Annotated in this window: 14 protein-coding genes and 2 pseudogenes; 7 read left to right on the top strand and 9 right to left on the bottom strand. The window is 35.3% G+C overall.

Going from position 1 to position 17,111, the window contains the following annotated elements:
- Positions 1-29 precede the first annotated feature (29 nt).
- Positions 30-947: a cytochrome aa3 quinol oxidase subunit II gene (gene qoxA, locus M5V91_RS29580; RefSeq protein ID WP_019380970.1), complete on the bottom strand. Its 918-nt coding sequence runs from the start codon at positions 945-947 to the stop codon at positions 30-32.
- A gap of 438 nt (positions 948-1,385) precedes the next feature.
- On the opposite strand from qoxA, the gene M5V91_RS29585 reads away from it, so the two are divergent.
- Positions 1,386-2,246 (top strand): cation diffusion facilitator family transporter, encoded by an 861-nt coding sequence (locus M5V91_RS29585; RefSeq protein WP_019380971.1) that lies wholly within the window; start codon positions 1,386-1,388, stop codon positions 2,244-2,246.
- An 87-nt stretch (positions 2,247-2,333) separates the two neighbouring features.
- On the opposite strand, the pseudogene M5V91_RS29590 reads toward M5V91_RS29585, so the two are convergent.
- Positions 2,334-4,186 (bottom strand): annotated as a pseudogene (locus M5V91_RS29590) (LTA synthase family protein).
- 189 nt (positions 4,187-4,375) lie between these two features.
- Here M5V91_RS29590 and M5V91_RS29595 point away from each other — a divergent pair.
- Positions 4,376-4,657, top strand: coding sequence for a COX15/CtaA family protein (locus M5V91_RS29595; protein WP_284522329.1), 282 nt, complete (start codon positions 4,376-4,378; stop codon positions 4,655-4,657).
- A 372-nt stretch (positions 4,658-5,029) separates the two neighbouring features.
- On the opposite strand, the gene M5V91_RS29600 is transcribed toward M5V91_RS29595, so the two are convergent.
- On the bottom strand, positions 5,030-5,173 hold the full coding sequence (locus tag M5V91_RS29600) for a hypothetical protein (RefSeq protein WP_284522330.1): 144 nt from the start codon (positions 5,171-5,173) through the stop codon (positions 5,030-5,032).
- Between the two features lie 149 nt (positions 5,174-5,322).
- On the opposite strand from M5V91_RS29600, the pseudogene M5V91_RS29605 reads away from it, so the two are divergent.
- A pseudogene (locus tag M5V91_RS29605) lies at positions 5,323-6,198 on the top strand (cation diffusion facilitator family transporter).
- 59 nt (positions 6,199-6,257) lie between these two features.
- On the opposite strand, the gene M5V91_RS29610 reads toward M5V91_RS29605, so the two are convergent.
- Both M5V91_RS29610 and ctaG read right to left on the bottom strand, forming a co-directional pair.
- Complete coding sequence (locus M5V91_RS29610) at positions 6,258-6,656, bottom strand: FixH family protein (RefSeq protein WP_019380976.1); 399 nt, start codon at positions 6,654-6,656, stop codon at positions 6,258-6,260.
- Positions 6,657-6,713: 57 nt separating this feature from the next.
- Complete coding sequence (gene ctaG / locus M5V91_RS29615; RefSeq protein WP_019380977.1) at positions 6,714-7,637, bottom strand: cytochrome c oxidase assembly factor CtaG; 924 nt, start codon at positions 7,635-7,637, stop codon at positions 6,714-6,716.
- A 333-nt stretch (positions 7,638-7,970) separates the two neighbouring features.
- Between ctaG and M5V91_RS29620 the strand changes: the two genes are divergently transcribed.
- A complete protein-coding gene (locus M5V91_RS29620) occupies positions 7,971-9,500 on the top strand; it encodes an alpha-amylase family glycosyl hydrolase (RefSeq protein WP_019380978.1) in 1,530 nt (509 codons plus the stop codon).
- Between the two features lie 188 nt (positions 9,501-9,688).
- Entirely contained in the window at positions 9,689-11,257 is a 1,569-nt protein-coding gene (locus tag M5V91_RS29625; protein ID WP_284522331.1) for an IS1182 family transposase, read from the top strand.
- A 361-nt stretch (positions 11,258-11,618) separates the two neighbouring features.
- On the opposite strand, the gene M5V91_RS29630 is transcribed toward M5V91_RS29625, so the two are convergent.
- The 4 genes from M5V91_RS29630 to M5V91_RS29645 all read right to left on the bottom strand — a co-directional run bounded on the left by M5V91_RS29630 (position 11,619) and on the right by M5V91_RS29645 (position 14,830).
- Positions 11,619-13,019 carry a nucleoside recognition domain-containing protein gene (locus M5V91_RS29630; RefSeq protein ID WP_019380980.1) on the bottom strand — a complete coding sequence of 467 codons (1,401 nt, stop codon included), beginning with the start codon at positions 13,017-13,019 and terminating at the stop codon, positions 11,619-11,621.
- Positions 12,979-13,710: a FeoB small GTPase domain-containing protein gene (locus M5V91_RS29635; RefSeq protein WP_019380981.1), complete on the bottom strand. Its 732-nt coding sequence runs from the start codon at positions 13,708-13,710 to the stop codon at positions 12,979-12,981. Before M5V91_RS29635 ends, M5V91_RS29630 begins: the two co-directional genes overlap by 41 nt.
- A gap of 1 nt (position 13,711) precedes the next feature.
- A complete protein-coding gene (locus M5V91_RS29640; protein ID WP_019380982.1) occupies positions 13,712-13,954 on the bottom strand; it encodes a FeoA family protein in 243 nt (80 codons plus the stop codon).
- Between the two features lie 138 nt (positions 13,955-14,092).
- Entirely contained in the window at positions 14,093-14,830 is a 738-nt protein-coding gene (locus M5V91_RS29645; protein WP_019380983.1) for a ZIP family metal transporter, read from the bottom strand.
- 812 nt (positions 14,831-15,642) lie between these two features.
- Here M5V91_RS29645 and M5V91_RS29650 point away from each other — a divergent pair.
- Entirely contained in the window at positions 15,643-15,948 is a 306-nt protein-coding gene (locus tag M5V91_RS29650; RefSeq protein WP_019380984.1) for an ArsR/SmtB family transcription factor, read from the top strand.
- A gap of 16 nt (positions 15,949-15,964) precedes the next feature.
- Positions 15,965-16,897, top strand: a complete 933-nt coding sequence (locus tag M5V91_RS29655) for a cation diffusion facilitator family transporter (protein WP_019380985.1) — start codon at positions 15,965-15,967, stop codon at positions 16,895-16,897.
- Positions 16,898-17,111: the final 214 nt, after the last annotated feature.

Here is a 17,111-nt window from a genome sequence, read left to right on the forward strand (position 1 = left end):
ATAGATTAGAAAGCTAGGCAACTCTTACTTTATTGGTTCATTTTGCTGTGATCCATTATTTCATCCGGATCTTTTTCGGATTTGCCAGGCTTCATTTCTTCTTTCTCTGAATCACCTTTCTTATGATGGCCTTTAGGCGGTGGTGAGAAAGATAAGTGAGTGCCAGTATAAGTTGATTGACCAAGATGTCCTGGCTTTAATAATTCCTCAAATTTTTCCTCTGTAAGAGGTTCTGCAGTTGCATTAATTTCCTCTACCCATTCATCGAACTCTTTGGGCGGCATTGCTTTTACATTAAACGTCTGTTGAGCAAAGCCTTCACCAGTAAAGCTGGCATTCCTACCGCTATATTCACCTGGTACATCAGCAGCAAGATTTAGGGTATTTACCATGTCAGCCATCGCATATTTTTGTCCACCGAGCTGAGGAATCCAAAAACTTGAGATTGGCCCGTAAGAATAAAGTTTGAATTCAATTGGCCGGTCTGTAGGAATGAACAGATAGTTTACAGTTTCAATGTTCTGTTCAGGATAACTAAAGTGCCATTTCCAATTAGATGATGAAGCGTAAATAACTAATGGTTCCTCGTCATATCCTTCTGGTGTTGCCTCAACTTTGTAGGTGGATACAACAGTCACTACCGATAGAAACGCAACAATTAATACCGGAATAGCGGTCCAGATGATTTCTAGTTTAAGACTGCCTTCAATGTGTGGAGGTTCATAGTCTTCACTCTGATTAGAAGCACGATACTTTCTAACAATGAAGATATATAAAGCAAATACAACCACTACAACTATAGCCATGGTCCAAATTGAGATCATGATTACATCTGCTGTTGTACGACCTTGTGGCCCTTTTGGATCTAAAACCAATAACGGTTCACATCCTGTTAACACAGTGGCAATAGTGAAAATTAATGTCAGTAAAGCCCATTTCATTTTCATAGGAGTTCCCCTTTCCGTATTTGCACAAATTTAAAGAATAAACTTAATGATTATATGTGCATGTGTTCACTTAAAGATATTTAAAATATTATCATAAATTCAGCTGCCAATTGTGACGATTTTGAAAAGGAATTATTTTACTATAATTAGAGAGAACAAGACAAACCATCCTTCCATATTTTTCAATTAGAATTATTACACCTTTAAAAAAACATTTTTATGCTCACTTAATCACATTATCTCATAATCCACATTCAATAAAAGTGACAATAAAGCAACAAATTTATGGCGAAAATATGCACTATATCAATTTCCCCTCAATTACAAACCCCCAAAACTGGACTATTTTCTTTTGGAGAGGGAATAAACGAATTGTAGTTGACTATTATTGGTTAAGATAAAACTAAGTGCTAATTATGTTAAGTGGAGGAACTGCGGATGGAAGAAAATGAAGTGAAAAAAGGAGAAAAAGGTGCCTGGATTAGTATATCAGCATATATACTCTTATCCATTATCAAGCTTATCATGGGGAATTTGGGAAATTCGGAAGCTTTAAAAGCGGATGGATTAAACAATTTAACTGATGTCATTGCTTCTGTAGCCGTATTAATTGGATTAAGGATATCTCAAAAACCGGCCGATGAGAACCATAAGTATGGACATCTTAGAGCTGAAACGATCGCTTCTTTGGTTGCTTCATTAATTATGCTTACTGTTGGTTTGCAAGTAGTGATCGATTCTTTTAGAAATTTATATAATCCTGTTGAAGAAAGACCTGATTTATATACTGGGGCTGTTGCTTTATTTAGTTCTCTTTTTATGTACCTAGTCTACAGATATAATTTGAAGCTATCTAAAAGGATTGGAAGTAAGGCCCTTTATTCAGCAGCACAGGATAACCGTTCCGACGCATTGGTAAGTATAGGCGCTGCAATAGGAATAGCTGGTGCACATCTCGGGTTGAATTGGCTGGATTCCCTCGCGGCAGCAATTGTGGGAATAATTATATGCTTAACTGCCTGGGTAATTTTTAAGGAGGCGGCTCACGATTTAACTGATGGTTTTGAAGTAAAACTCTTGAAGGAAATTGAAGAAACAATCAATCAAACGGAAGGAGTAAAATTTGTTAAAAATCTAAGAGCAAGACTTCATGGAAACCACCCAATAGTAGATGTGACTATTTTTGTTGAACCTTCACTAACCGTTATTCAAAGTCATGATATTACTGTGAAAATTGAGGATAATTTACGTAAGTTTCATAATATCCATCATACTCATGTTCATGTAGAGCCTCACTAGATTAAATTGCCTGATTACTAAGTTCAAAAAAATGAGCCGCCATTACTGACGGCTTATTTCACTTTATGAATTGGATCTACCTTTTGTTTATTTATCGGAAGTATATCCTTTCTGATTAATAAACCTTAACAGATCGCCGTAGATAACTTGATCTGATGCGTTCAATTCCTTTTGCGCCCTTTCAGCATTCTTTTTACAGTTTTGTCCATCAATTTCGAGTGCAGTCTGCTTATCATAGCATCTATTTTTTGTATACAAATATTCTTTAGTAATAAAACTACCGTCTCTGAGAACTGTAAAATTGTCAGGATCTTCGGTAAAAAGATCTGAGCCAAAAGTAACATCCGTTTTATCTTTTATACCCAATAGGTTAAGAATAGTGGGTTTAACATCAATTTGTCCTGATATATTTTCTATAGTCTGTCCTTTATTTATTCCGGGAATATGAACGATCATAGGGACTTTTTGAAGCTGTGTTTCTTGGAATGGAGTAATCTCTTTACCCAGAAATTGAGCCATGGCTTCATTATGATTTGATGAAATCCCGTAATGGTCTCCCATTAGTATGAAAATAGAATTCTCATAAAGCCCTTCTTTCTTTATCATCTCAAAGAACTTTTTCAGAGACTCATCTTCGTATCTTACGGTCGTAAAGTATCGATTTACTGTTCCATCCTCAGAATTCCATTCGGGAATTAGCTCATCCTCTTCCTCTAAGGAAAATGGAAAATGATTTGTTAAAGTAATAAATTTAGCGTAGAATGGCTGCTTTAAAGTCCTTAAATATTGCATTGACTGTGCAAAAAAGATGTCATCTTTAAGACCCCATCCAATCGAGTTTTCTTCAGTAATATCATAGTATTCATCAGAAAAATACTGATTATAGCCTAAGGATTTATACATAACATCCCTGTTCCAAAAACTTTTGTTGTTAGCATGAAAAACTGCAGTGGAGTACCCTGATTGACTTAACAACGAAGGCAACCCCACAAAGGTATTTTGAGAATGTGTGAAGAATACTGCCCCCTTGGAAGTCCGTAAAGAGAGTTTTCAAACAAAAATTCAGAATCGGAGGTTTTTCCTTGTCCGGTCTGATGATAGAAATTATTAAAATAGTAAGTGTCCGTACTTTTTATCAAACTATTTAAAAAAGGAGTGATTTCCTGGCCTTCAACTTTTTCGTTTATTATAAAGTTTTGAGTAGATTCCATAGAAATAACAAATACATTCTTCCCCTTCGCTATTCCTGCAAGTTCTTCATTGTTTGGTTTTTTAATTGCATTCGCATAATTTACGATTTCTCCTATTTGACTGCTGTCAGCAAAAGCACGATTCATACTTGTTTTTGTCTGCAAGTATGCATCATACAGTTGATAATTAAAGACTCCCAGGTTTTTCACAAGCATATTTCTATCAAATGATCTGGTTAATAACTGGGGTCTTTCAATATTGGCAAGAACTAGATTAGCTGCCATAACGAGTATGGAATAAAATAAAATCTTCCGCTTTTTAATTTTAATTTCACCAAATCGTTTTTTTAAAGGAATCAGAAATCCCAAATCTAATACTAAAAGGATGTCAAGCGGGTTAAGAAGACTGATAATACTGCTCCCCAAATCACTTGCATTGTCAGTTTGGAATAACACTGGAATTGTAATAAAATCATTAAAAAAACGATAGTAAATCAGATTAAAATATAACAATGTGGTAAGGAAGAAATTTGTAATAAAAAGCCTGGATTTAATTCCCTTTTTATTCCCAAATAAACACAAACACAATAAAAATAAAATTGAACCCCCGCAAGCTAACATTAATATGACTTCTTGGATAAAATTTTCAATTTCTAAGCTGAAAGCAAACCGGGTGACAACATATGTTTTTAAAGTTAAGGTTAACCAAATTATCCCTAAATACGAATCCTTTAATTTTTTCCCTTTCATATGGCTAGTCCCCTTTATACTTTTAATACATGTACATCCTCTCATATAGTTATCTATCTTATAATCTATCCCTATTTTTGTCAATTAATCTATAATTATTAACTGTTGAGACTCGTTATGATACATGTTAAGTTTGTATATGTCTTTAATGGGATTATTCATATTTAATAATGTTAGGATGATTATTAATTGAAGAATTTATTTTCTAAACTCACCATACTTTCAACTCTATTTGCACTTATTCTAGGGAATTTAGTTGTTGCTACAAATTCCGGGGATGCGTGTGGCACTGATTGGCCAAAATGTAATGGTCAATATGTTCCTGACTTTACTAAAATTAATATATTAATTGAATATTCACATCGGATATTTACCACTTCTCTCGGTTTTATTTTACTATTGAATGCCATTCTGGTTTCGAAAAAGCTAAAAAAAGGCATACTAAATCTTGGTGGCCTGCAGTTACTGTAATTTTACTAATCGTTCAATCCCTAGTGGGTGGAATAAATGTAATATTGGGTACCCCTATTGGTTTTACAACCATTGATGTCACAGTGAGCTTGTTATTACTTGTATCAGTTATTTATACACATACCTTATTAGAATCACCAAAAGAAGGGCCTAAAAAAGTTATAAAAAAAGTGCTCATTATTTATTAATCATAACCTTCATAGAAATAGTAATTGGAGCTTTCTTTAAACATTCTAGGATGAGCGAACTGCTCTATCCTGGTCAAACCGATGCCCTTATCAATAACCGAAATTTTTCACAGATGATTTACTCAATTCACGGTATATTAGGGCTAGCCTCTATCTTAGTGACAGCCTATCTTCTGTTTTTATCCTATAAACACAATAATTTTAAAATCCAATCAACACTGCTAATGTTTTTCTTATTAACCACAGCTATTTTTGGTCTCATTACAAAGATAAGTTTTTTGAGTCCTGTAACTTCATCTATACACATGATTTTTACTATTATATCCATTGCACTCACCTGCTCAATATCAGCTGACAGAAAGGGGATAGGAATTTAAGAAATTTAGTTATGCATGCTGATTAGCTGATTACTAACTTCTAATTGCTTGTTTTAAAAGTTAGGTTTTGGGTATTAACCCTTTTAAAAGGGGGATTACTATGAGCGCAAAAAATAACAAAACACAAAAAAATATGGGGCTGGCTTTCTTTTTGAACTTAGTCTTTACAATAATAGAAATAATTGGCGGTTTTATTACTGGTAGCATCGCTATTATATCTGATGCAGTTCATGATTTGGGGGACTCAATTTCTATAGGAGTGTCTTGGTATCTTCAAAAGAAGTCAGAAAAAGGTGCAGACTCTCATTTTACTTTTGGGCATAAAAGGCTGTCCTTAATGGGTGCACTATTAAATGCAGCTGTCTTATTAGCCGGTTCCATTTATGTTTTATACGAAGCAGGCAAGAGGTTATTTAACCCTGTTAATCCCAACTCGGAGGGTATGCTTTGGCTTGCCATTTTAGGGATTGCAGTGAATGGGTTTGCAGCTTACCGGTTAAAAAAAGGTGATAGCGGCTTAAACCAGAAAATTCTCTCCTGGCATTTAATTGAGGATGTATTAGGATAGGTAGCAGTTCTAATTGTTAGCATTATTTTGTTATTTAAAGATATTCCAATCCTGGATCCACTTTTATCTATAGGGATTACTTTTTACATTCTATACCATGTTATAAAAAACCTAAAGGATACCTTAGGTATCTTATTAGATAAAGCACCTAAGGGAATTGATACCAATATTTTAGAAGAAAAAATTCTGGGAATTTCATCGATTGAAGGTCTTCATCACTTGCATTTTTGGTCCATAGATGGAAAGGAACACGCATTTTCTGTTCATCTTGAAGTGCCAAATGACATGGACAGAGATTCTATTGTTACTATTAAAAATAAAATAAGGGAACATCTAAACGAATTTAAAGTGGCTCATTTTACAATACAATTCGATTATAGTGGAGAGAATTGTGAACAAAAAGAATAGCATGCAACTTATTCAAAAAATGAGGGGGATTTAATATCCCTCTCATTTTTTTCTATTAGTTATTCAGCGACCTCAAGTTCAACTTGAGGCATATTATGCATTCCTCTTGCTGTAACATGCGCTATAACATAATAAAGACCAGGCTCATTAAAGGTCTTTTTTACAAAGTAGGTACCTTCTTCTTTATTTAATTCACCTTTTATTTTTTCATGCTCCTGATCAGGAGCCCCTTCTTTCCAAATTTCAAACTTCATGTCATCTGCATCTGTTACCACTTCTTTTCCCTGGGTTATTTTAGCCTGAATCATTATTTCATCATTGGGCTTTAAGTCTGCAGGAACAGTTTCAACCGATACTTCTATAAGCTCCGGAATTTTTTCTTTGCTTTGTGTTTCGTTTTTATTTGAACAGCCAGCTAAAGTTAAGATTAAAAAAAGCAAAATAATTAATTTCTTCATCAGGTCGATTTTCCTCCAAATTAATAATGATTTTTTTGTTTTGTTCTTAAAACAACTTTAAAATTCCCTATGTTCTGAGTTAAGACTTCTGTTTGTTTCCATTTTATTGATTTTAAAATCTGAGGCTTCCTGATCCTTTCGGTACCATTCAAAAAATGTTGAAGCCAAAACAATCCCTAGAACTACTTCCTGTATAATTTTCATGAGGACTCCTCCAAGTTGCTGGTCCTGAACCAGAGACATTGAATTAAAGATCTCTGGGCCTGTCAATTCCAATCCTGACAGTCTATTAGATGGAACACATAACTTTAAAGCTTCTTGCCAGGCAGCAGGGTTTGAGTAAGTAGCATACAAAGAGGTATCTGCAAAAATAATCAAGGCACATGCGGGGGTTAACAATACTCCTTCAGCAAAGATATAACCCACCTTTTTTAGTCCATTCAGGGTTTGATGTTCTTCAAGCTGGTTGATTAGTGGCCACCACATATTTATTGCTAATAGGAACAGAACAAAGGTATAAGACGCATGAATTATTTTATCGGTTTTAACCATATCAAAAACCATGGGAATATGATAGATAGAGAAAAAACCATTAAAAAGTATTAATCCAATAAGCGGCTTGGTTAATAACATAAAAATCGGTTTTATTCCTGCAACATTTATTAAATTCCTCCAAATCCATTGAGGAATTCCAATTATCAATAATGGAGGAATAATCAAATATAAAATTGCCATCTGAGTCATATGAGCAGAGAACATTAGATGACCAAGCAGATCGACTGGAGCCCCTTTAATAACGTATAAGAGCAGTATCCCCAAAGAAAAAATGATTCCCTGTTTTGTCGTTAACGTCTCACTGTTTTTAAAGTTTCTACGGTAGATAACAGTAATAAGAAAATACATGGTTAATAGCATCAAAAGAAATACCAAAAAATAAGGACTCCAAAGAGCGCGAAAACCAAATATATTTAGTGTCCCCAAAGCACAGCCTCCCCTTTATAAAAAATAATAAGTACAGATCTTTCATGTGTGTCAAATTAGACTAACCATAGAAAAATTTTTAAGATTATGCTTTTCACCATTTCAAATAAAAAATTTAAAAAACCTCCTGCAAAAGGACGTGTCAATATAATTATCTATCTTAATTTTTATAGATTAATGAAAAAACCCTATATTTTTATATGCTCATATATTAAATTAATAGATAGGCTGTTAAAAGACAATCTTTATATTAAAAGTTCTTTTTTCTTCACAATTCCTTAACAATTGAATATTTACGCTGTTAATTTACAAAATTTAAAAGGAGGAAGTACTATGCTAAAAAAGTTTATTCCCCTATTCCTTATAACTTTTTTTATTCCCCATTGGGTCTCAGCTGAAGCAAATGAAAAAAATGAAAGGAAATGGCAAGATGAAACGATCTACTATATAATGGTTGACCGCTTTAATAATGGAGACATTAAAAATGATTTCAATGTTGATGCTAAAAATCCTGAATCCTATCAAGGCGGAGATTTCCAAGGAATAATAGACAAACTAGATTATCTCAAAGATATGGGATATACAACGTTGATGCTCACGCCAATTTTTAACAATGAAGAAAATGGATATCACGGTTATTGGATTAATGATTTTTATAATACCGAAGAACATTTTGGTTCTTTAAAAACGTTTAAGAGACTTATTAAGGAATCTCATAATCGTGATATGAAAATCATCCTAGAGTTTCCATTCAATAATATTGGTCCTAACCACCCCTGGCTGAAAGACCCCCAAAAACGTGATTGGTTTAAGGGGAATATGGAACCGAAGGTTACAGGTGAAAATACTAAAGAAAATGAGTTCAGCAACCTGCCAGAATTAGATATGAGAAACCCTGAGGTTCAGAAGTACTTGATTGATATAGCGAAATGGTGGATAGCAGAAACGGATATAGACGGATATCAATTAAACTTAATCCAAAATGCACCTGAAAGCTTTTGGGAAAAATTTTCAAAAGAGGTTTATGAGGTAAAAGACGATTTCTATTTAATTGCTGACACAGTTCCAAGTGATTCAAATCCTGACAAATACGAAAAAATGGGTATAAAAAGTTTAATACATGAGGCATTCAGTAAAGAGCTAAGATCAGCATTCTCAAAACCTGACCAATCGCTTGAAAACTTATTCTCAAATCAATTGAAAGCTGACCTTACTGAAGACTCCCCTTATTTAATGGGAAAGTATTTGGATAATCCACATACACCACGTTTTACCAGCGGGGCGGTAAAAAACAATCAGCATCCGGGACCAAGGTGGAAGCTGGCACTTACTTATTTATACACCACACCTGGCGTACCTATTGTGTATTATGGGAGCGAAATTGCATTAAATGGTGAAGAAGAACCTGATAACCGGAAGATAATGGACTTTAGAACTGATAAAGAATTAATTGATTTTATAACTAAGTTAGGAGAACTCCGCCAACAGCTTCCTTCCTTATCAAGAGGACAACTGGAAGTATTATATGAAGACCATGCTGCAGCAGTGTATAAACGAGTCTATAATGATGAAGTGACTGTAACGGTCATCAATAACAGCTCCCGATCAACCACCATTACTTTATCAGCTGAAAAGCTTGGAGGAAAAGACAAAGAGTTAAGAGGATTGTTAGCAGGAGATCTTATTCGTCCAAAAGATAATAAATACATCTTTGTTCCCGAACGGGAGGAAAGTGAAATATATGTACTTAAAGAGAAAACCGGACTAAACATTCCACTTATCTTATCACTGGCAGCTGTTTATACAGCATTTATAATATTTATTATTGCTCTTCGCAAGCGCGCAAAAAAGAAGAAAAACTAATCAGTTGAACTGTTGGAAATGAAATAAAAAGAAGAGGCTGGGACAAAACCCCCTCTAAGATGAAAAAGCCGTTGAAATTTTACGATGAGTAAAATTTCAACGGCTTTCATTATTTTTAAATAAAAATAAGGACCACTTCTGATAAAATAAAGTTACCACACCAAATCTTATCCGAAAGAAGGGTCCTTATGTTTAAAGATTATAACATGAATCAATTAGTTTTGCCTTTAGATTTAGAAGTGAAATTACAAGAAAATGATATTGCCTTTCCTATCCACCATTTAGTTGAAAGCATTCCTCATGAAGCCTTCAATTCCTTTATCCGCTATACAGGTTGTCCACCTTATCACCCACGCATGATGCTGAAAATTATTTTATGTGGTTACACGCAATCGGCTTTCTCTGGTCGTAAAATAGAAGGACTTTTGCATGATAGTATTCGCATGAAGTGGCTAGCACAAGGGTATGAGCCGAGCTACCGCACAATCAATCGTTTCCGTGTCCATCCCGAAATGAAGGAGTTAATTCGTCAATGCTTCGTGCAGTTTCGCTGCCAGTTAGTGCAGGAGAAACTCATCGATCAAGAAGCGATTTTTGTCGATGGTACAAAAATCGAAGCGAACGCCAATAAATTCACGTTTGTATGGAAGAAAGCCATTGAAAAATTTCATGCAAATCTCGTTAATAAGTCAAACCAGTTATACAACGAACTGCTTGAAAATGAAATCATTCCTGAAATAAAAAGAGAAAATGACGAGCAGCTTTCTATCGAAGAATTAACGCAAATCGCTGAAAAACTAGATGAAGTAGTCGATGAATATACCCAAAAGATTGACAGCTCTGACGATGTAAGCGAGCGTAAACAGCTTCGGAGTGAACGAAAATCACCGAAACAAATCGTAAAACAAATATCCGATTGGATTGCGCGGAAACAGAAGTATGAAAAGAATTTTGACATTCTTGGCACACGTAACAGCTATTCGAAAACAGACTGTGATGCCACCTTTATGCGGATGAAAGATGACTATATGCAAAATGGACAACTAAAGGCTGGCTATAATGTTCAAATTGCGACAGAAGGACAATTCGCACTAGCTTACGATGTTTTTCCAAACCCAACCGATACGAAAACGTTAATCCCGTTCCTTAATCGAATAGAAAAGGAGTTCTTTTCATTACCGGAACATATTGTCGCAGATGCCGGTTATGGAAGTGAACAAAATTACGATGACATTTTGACAAAGCGGAAGCGCACACCACTCATCACGTATAATCACTACTTAAACGAGCAAAAGAAAAAATACCAAAAAGACCCCTTCAAAACAAGTAACTGGGCATACGATGAAAAAAGTGATACGTTTACTTGTCCGAATGAACAAAAAGTCACCTTCCGGTACCATTCAACCCGTACAGATAAAACAGGATTCCAGCGTCAAATCAAAATGTATGAGTGTGAAGACTGTACAGGATGCCCGCTTCGGTCGTTATGTACGAAAGCGCAGGAAGGTACAAATCGTAAGGTCATGATCAATGAAAAATGGGAACAGCAAAAAGAATATGTGAAAACGAAGCTTTCAGAAGAAGAAATGGCTAGGATTTACCGTCAACGAAAAACAGACGTGGAGCCAGTTTTTGGATTCTTGAAGGCTAATTTAGGTTTTACACGATTTTCGCTTCGTGGGAAATCCAAGGTCGATAACGAAATCGGTCTCGCATTAATGGCCGTGAACATACGGAAATATGCGGCAAGAGGGTAGGATCTTGCCTACATATCTCTAAATTAAAAAGAAAAAAGTGAAATCGACAGCACGATTTCACTTTTTTCTTTTATGGAGACTATTTATGTCCCAGCCTCTTCTTAAAATTCTACATGTTAAGCCTCTGAGTAACCCTCCCTGAAATTATACTTCATCTATTGGCGAAATAGCCAAATTGCTAAAAGAATGAGGAAGAAAAAGCAGGTTAACCCAATGAACATCCACATCCTGCTGTTATTTGATAGGACAAAATATCCTGCTAAAAAACAAGTAAAAGCTAGTGATATTAGAAGAGTTCCTTACCTGATTAACATGTTGGATCTCCTTTTGTAGTGCTCCTTAAGCTATACCGTTACTTGATCTACACCCAATTGAAGATACGAGCTAATTGTGCAATAAGAAAAGTTACAAAAAACGCAATACCAGTAGGAATGATAAAGGACCAAAAAGTCCACTTTGCACTTTTGGTTTCCTTGTATATATTTACAAGTGTAGTGCCACAAGGATAATGCAGTAAAGAGAACAGCATCATATTTAAAGCAGTCAGCCAAGTCCAGCCTTGCTCGATAAAGATTTGTTTTAAATCCTCAATCCCATCTACATCTATTAAAGCACCAGTTGACAGGTAACCCATTAATAGGATGGGCAACACGATTTCATTAGCAGGAAGTCCAATTAAAAATGCCATTAAAATATATCCGTCTAGACCAATCGCCTGGCCAAGCGGGTCTAAAAATTGAACAATATGAAGCAGTATACTTGTATCTCCTGCCTGAATGTTTGCAAGTACCCATGTTAATATGCCTGCTGGAGCGGCGACTTTAACCGCACGGACTAAAACAGACCAGGATTTATTCAAAGAAGCACGAATAACTGTATCAAAGAATTTAGGTTTTCTGTAAGGAGGCAACTCCAAAGTGTAGTGAGTTGGCACGCCCTTCAATGCCGTTTTGGCTAGAGTCCAGGATACAAAGAATGTTATAATTATCCCGAAAAGCACGATCCCCACAATAACTGAAGTCGTAACAATTGACTTCATTCCACCGGTAAAACCTGTCGCCATAAAGAGTGAGGCCAAAACAATTAAAGTACCCCATCTACCGTTGCAAGGGACAAAATTATTTGTTAATATAGCCAGCATCCTTTCCCGGGGAGATTCGATAATCCTCGATGACATAATTGCTGCAGCGTTGCAGCCGAACCCCATCGCCATTGTCAGTGATTGCTTTCCGTGTGCCCCTACCGTTTTAAACAGCCGATCCATATTAAATGCTACACGTGGCAGATAACCGTAGTTTTCAAGCAATGCAAAGGTCGGAAAGAAAATGGCCATGGGTGGAAGCATTACGCTGATTACCCAGCTCGTTCCACGGTAGAGACCCAATACCAAAACTCCATGAAGCCAATTAGGGGCATTTAATTCAGTGAAAAATAAGGTTAAATACGCTTCCACCCAGCCAAAGAATTCAGCAAGCATGGACGAAGGGATATTTGCTCCTGCAATTGTTAAATAAAACACAACACCCAGCATAACCAACATGATTGGAAATCCAAATACAGGGGAGGTAAAAATTGCATCTAATTTTTCAGTTCTGTGGTCAAATCTATTTTTTGTAAATGAGACACCTTCTTTTACTAATTGATGGCTTTTTCTATATAACTGCTCAACTATTTGGTCACGTATCTGTGTCGAGGAAAGAAGATCTGCCTGCTGGAACAATTCATTTAATGCCTGTTTTTGTTTTGTGGATTGTAGTTCCATTGATCAAAACCTCCCTGTTTCTGGCCTTTTCTACGATTTGTTCAAATAGTTCTCTGTCTCCGTCTAATAACCTTAAAGAAAGCCATCTTGCAGATATATCATTTCCAACAGTTTTCTCAATCATAGGCTCCAAGATTTTTATTTTTCTTTCAGTCTCCTTATCATATTTCATTTGAAAAGGAGTGCACTGAATGGCTCCCGAAATAACTCGGCTCATAGTATCAAGAAGCATCGGTATCCCCGTCTTATTTCTTGCAGAAATTTTAATTACCGGTATGCCTAACCTCCTCATTAGTAATTTTTCATTAATATTAATTCCTAATTTCTCTGCCTCATCAATTAAATTAATACAAATGATTACTCGATCAGTCATCTCCAGTACCTGCAAGGCCAAATTTAAATTTCTTTCAAGAGCAGTAGCGTCCAAAATAACAATGGTGATATCGGGATTCTCAAACACAATATAATCTCGAGCGATTTCTTCGTCTAAGGAATTTGAATAAAGTGAATATGTGCCGGGTAAATCAACAATTTCATATTGATCATTTTTATAAGTGTATACACCCTTTTTCATGTCCACGGTTTTTCCTGCCCAATTTCCAGTATGTTGTTTTAGTCCTGTTAGTGCATTAAATAAGGTGCTTTTGCCTGTGTTCGGGTTGCCGCAAAGAGCAATTCGAAAGTTACCCATGCTAAACCAACTCCCCTAAAATTTTGTGACTTTCCTCTTTCCTTAAGGCTATAGAAGTGTTGCTTACCCGAAAAGCAACAGGGTCCCCCAATGGGCTTTTTCTTAGCACTTCGACATTTGCCCCCGGAACAAATCCTAAATCGAGTAGACGTCTCCTCATTATTCCTTCTATGTTTAAATCAGTTATTCTGATAATGTCCCCTTTTTCTCCTTCAAATAAAGAGAGTTTTTTAGACAACCCCATATTTTTTCCCCCTGCTTGTTTTTTTCCCTAACGCAACTTTTAGTATTATAATATGAATATATTTTCATGTTGTCAAATTTATTTTGAAAAATAAAAAAAACTGCCATCTCCATGACAGTTTTGATTGGGCTGATCTATTTAATGTCCTATGGGTACCAAAATAAAAAATAAGATTATAAGAAGTGCTCCTAATAAGGTTATGGATAGCACTTTAATTTTCGACAGGTGGAAGGAATGTTTCCAAAGTACCTCATAGATTGTTACATAACTTAATGTACCTATGGCGGTTCCGTTTAAAATAGTAGTAAACTTCTCAGATGGCGATTGCCACTCCAGTCCCCCTAAAGCATTCAAACTGACCGCAAGCGATAGGATAAAGCAAAAAACCCCAAAAATAAATAAGTTCATTTCTGTATATATGAGGGTCCCCATTAGAATAACTCCCTCAGGAATATGATGAAGAAAAACTGCTGCTAATAATATTGACGGATTGACAACCTGTTGCTGGACATTCATACCAAATGCTAACCCTGTAGGAATGCTGTGGAGAAATAATGCCGTAAAGAGTAGGAGGAACATTCCCGAGTCACGTTTGAAACGATTTTTGGTTTTATGGATTAATCCTTCCATTGCAATCATAGAAAATACACCTAATGAAATTCCAGCAAAAACTCCGATAAAATCTAAATGTTTAAGTGTTTCTGGAAGGAGTTCAAATCCAATCAAACCGATTAGTATCCCGCTGCAAAATATATTAATGTAATGGCTATTCAGCTTTAGTGTATGACAGATTAGCCACGTAAGCCCTCCTCCAATCAGAGTTCCAAAGAAAATAATTAAGAAAACATTTACAATTACCGCTAAATCACTGTTCATTAAAGAACCCCCATGTATGTTTGTACAAGTATATTCATAGAGTATTTAAATAAGAATTCATTAAAAATATAGAAAATGGAATAAGTATCAGAGATTTTCATTGACAGTATTTTCTTTTTTGTATAGGATTTATATGAGTATTTATTCATATACTTGTGACAAATTCGGGTTTTTTATGATTTATGATGCAGTTTTCTTAGATTTACTCTTATAGTCTTCTTTATTAAAATCTTCTTTCGCCTTCTTAACCTGGTTTAGTAATTAGGTGGCATCCCTAAGGGTTTCTTAATAAAATAAGATACTAAGGTTTTCAGTTGTCAATTCAGTTTAACTCTCGAGTGAACAAGGTAAATAAAGAAAAAGAAAATTTTTAGAACAAATCACTGCTCTTTCCAAGCAAAAGTATAGATTTCACAACAGGTGCATTTAACAATATGAGGATTCCATCATTTGCGAGGTGACTTCGACCAGGTTTTTAAATCCACCCTTCACAATATAGGATTTCTTAAGATGAATTGCATTGATTGTTGGTACCACAGCATCAGCAATTGATTAAAAAGTCACTATTAATTGATCAATCTTCTTTTAGTGTCATCAATATAAACTGTGCTACAGATTTTCGTCCATTTTTTAAAAGGAAAGATTACACTTTATTGAAAAATCTTATACATATACGATGATCCTCTTTAGAGGTAGCATATTTGTTGGCCTCCCTGGTAGCGGTCCCCTTTTGTTATAATATGGAAATGGGGTTAAAAGTTTGTATTATTATATAAGAATAAGAACAAAATAATTAAAAGGTGGAAATATAAATGAAGCAACAGGAACATACGTTTTTATCAACTCAGACAGTGGATGAAGCCTCTAGGATTTTTAAGGCACTAGGAGATCCCACACGAATTAAAATTCTATACTTATTATCACAAGAAGAGTGCTCGGTAAGCCATATAACCGAAGTCTTGGAAATGACTCAATCTGCAGTCTCCCACCAGCTTAGTTTACTTAGAAAGCTAAGGCTTGTTAAATACAGACGCGAAGGAACTACGCTCTTTTATACATATGATGATGAGCATGTCATCACGGTGTTAAATCAAGTTATAACCCATATTAAATGTTAGAATAGGAGGATTATTAATGGGACATCACCACGACCACGGACATGGTCACTCACACGGACATAACCAATTTGAAGAATCACGAGAAGGAAATAAAAAAGGATTAATCATTGCTCTGATTATTACAACGGGCATTATGATTTTAGAATTTTTCGGAGGACTGATTACCAATAGTTTAGCTCTACTCTCAGATTCAGGCCATATGTTGAGTGATGCAAGTTCACTGTTTTTGAGTTTAATTGCTATCTGGTTTGCTTCTAGGCCCCCATCCCCTCGCAAGACATATGGATTCTACAGATTCGAGATCTTAGCTGCATTGTTTAATGGAGTTACTCTTTTTGTAATAGCTGGCTTTATCGTCCGGGAAGCTTATGGCAGATTCTTTGAACCACCAACTGTTGCAAGTGGATCAATGATGCTGATTGCTTCTATAGGCCTAATCGCTAATTTGATTAGTGCCTGGTCCTTAATGCGGAAAGGAGATGTGAAAAATAATGTTAATTTAAGAAGTGCCTATTTGCATGTTCTGGGAGACGCTCTAGGTTCTATTGGTGCAATTATTGCAGGAATATTAATGCTATTGTTTGACTGGTATGTAGCAGATCCTATTATCTCTGTTTTGGTTGCTTTATTAATATTGAAAAGTGCCTGGGGAATTATAAAACATTCTGTTCATATTTTAATGGAAGGAACACCAATCACTATTGATCAAGAGAAAGTGAGAGAGGCTTTAACTGAAATTGATGGAGTCATTAATATTCATGATCTCCACATATGGACCATTACTTCCGGACTTGATTCACTTAGCTGCCATATCCTTATCGATGATAACAGAGACAGCCAGGAAATACTCCAACAAGCAATTAGCAAAATAAATGAAACCTTTCAAATTGAACACACTACAATACAGGTAGAAACTTCTTCTATTGCTCATAATGAGTTGAAAATATAGACAGTTAAAAATACAACTTCTAAGCCAAGAGCCTTTCTTCTTGGCTTTTTATAGTGTGTTTGGGGAAATAAAGAATTCAGGTAATAGTTAATTGAATTATTTAAAAAATATTTCTTCGTTTATAACCTTTTAAGTGGCTATAATTTTTCTAGCTGCAATTTAATTCTGCATAAAATCTTCAAATTTCAGGGATATAATTTAACTATTAGCATGA

This window comes from Cytobacillus pseudoceanisediminis, assembly GCF_023516215.1.
GTDB lineage: Bacteria > Bacillota > Bacilli > Bacillales > Cytobacillaceae > Cytobacillus > Cytobacillus pseudoceanisediminis.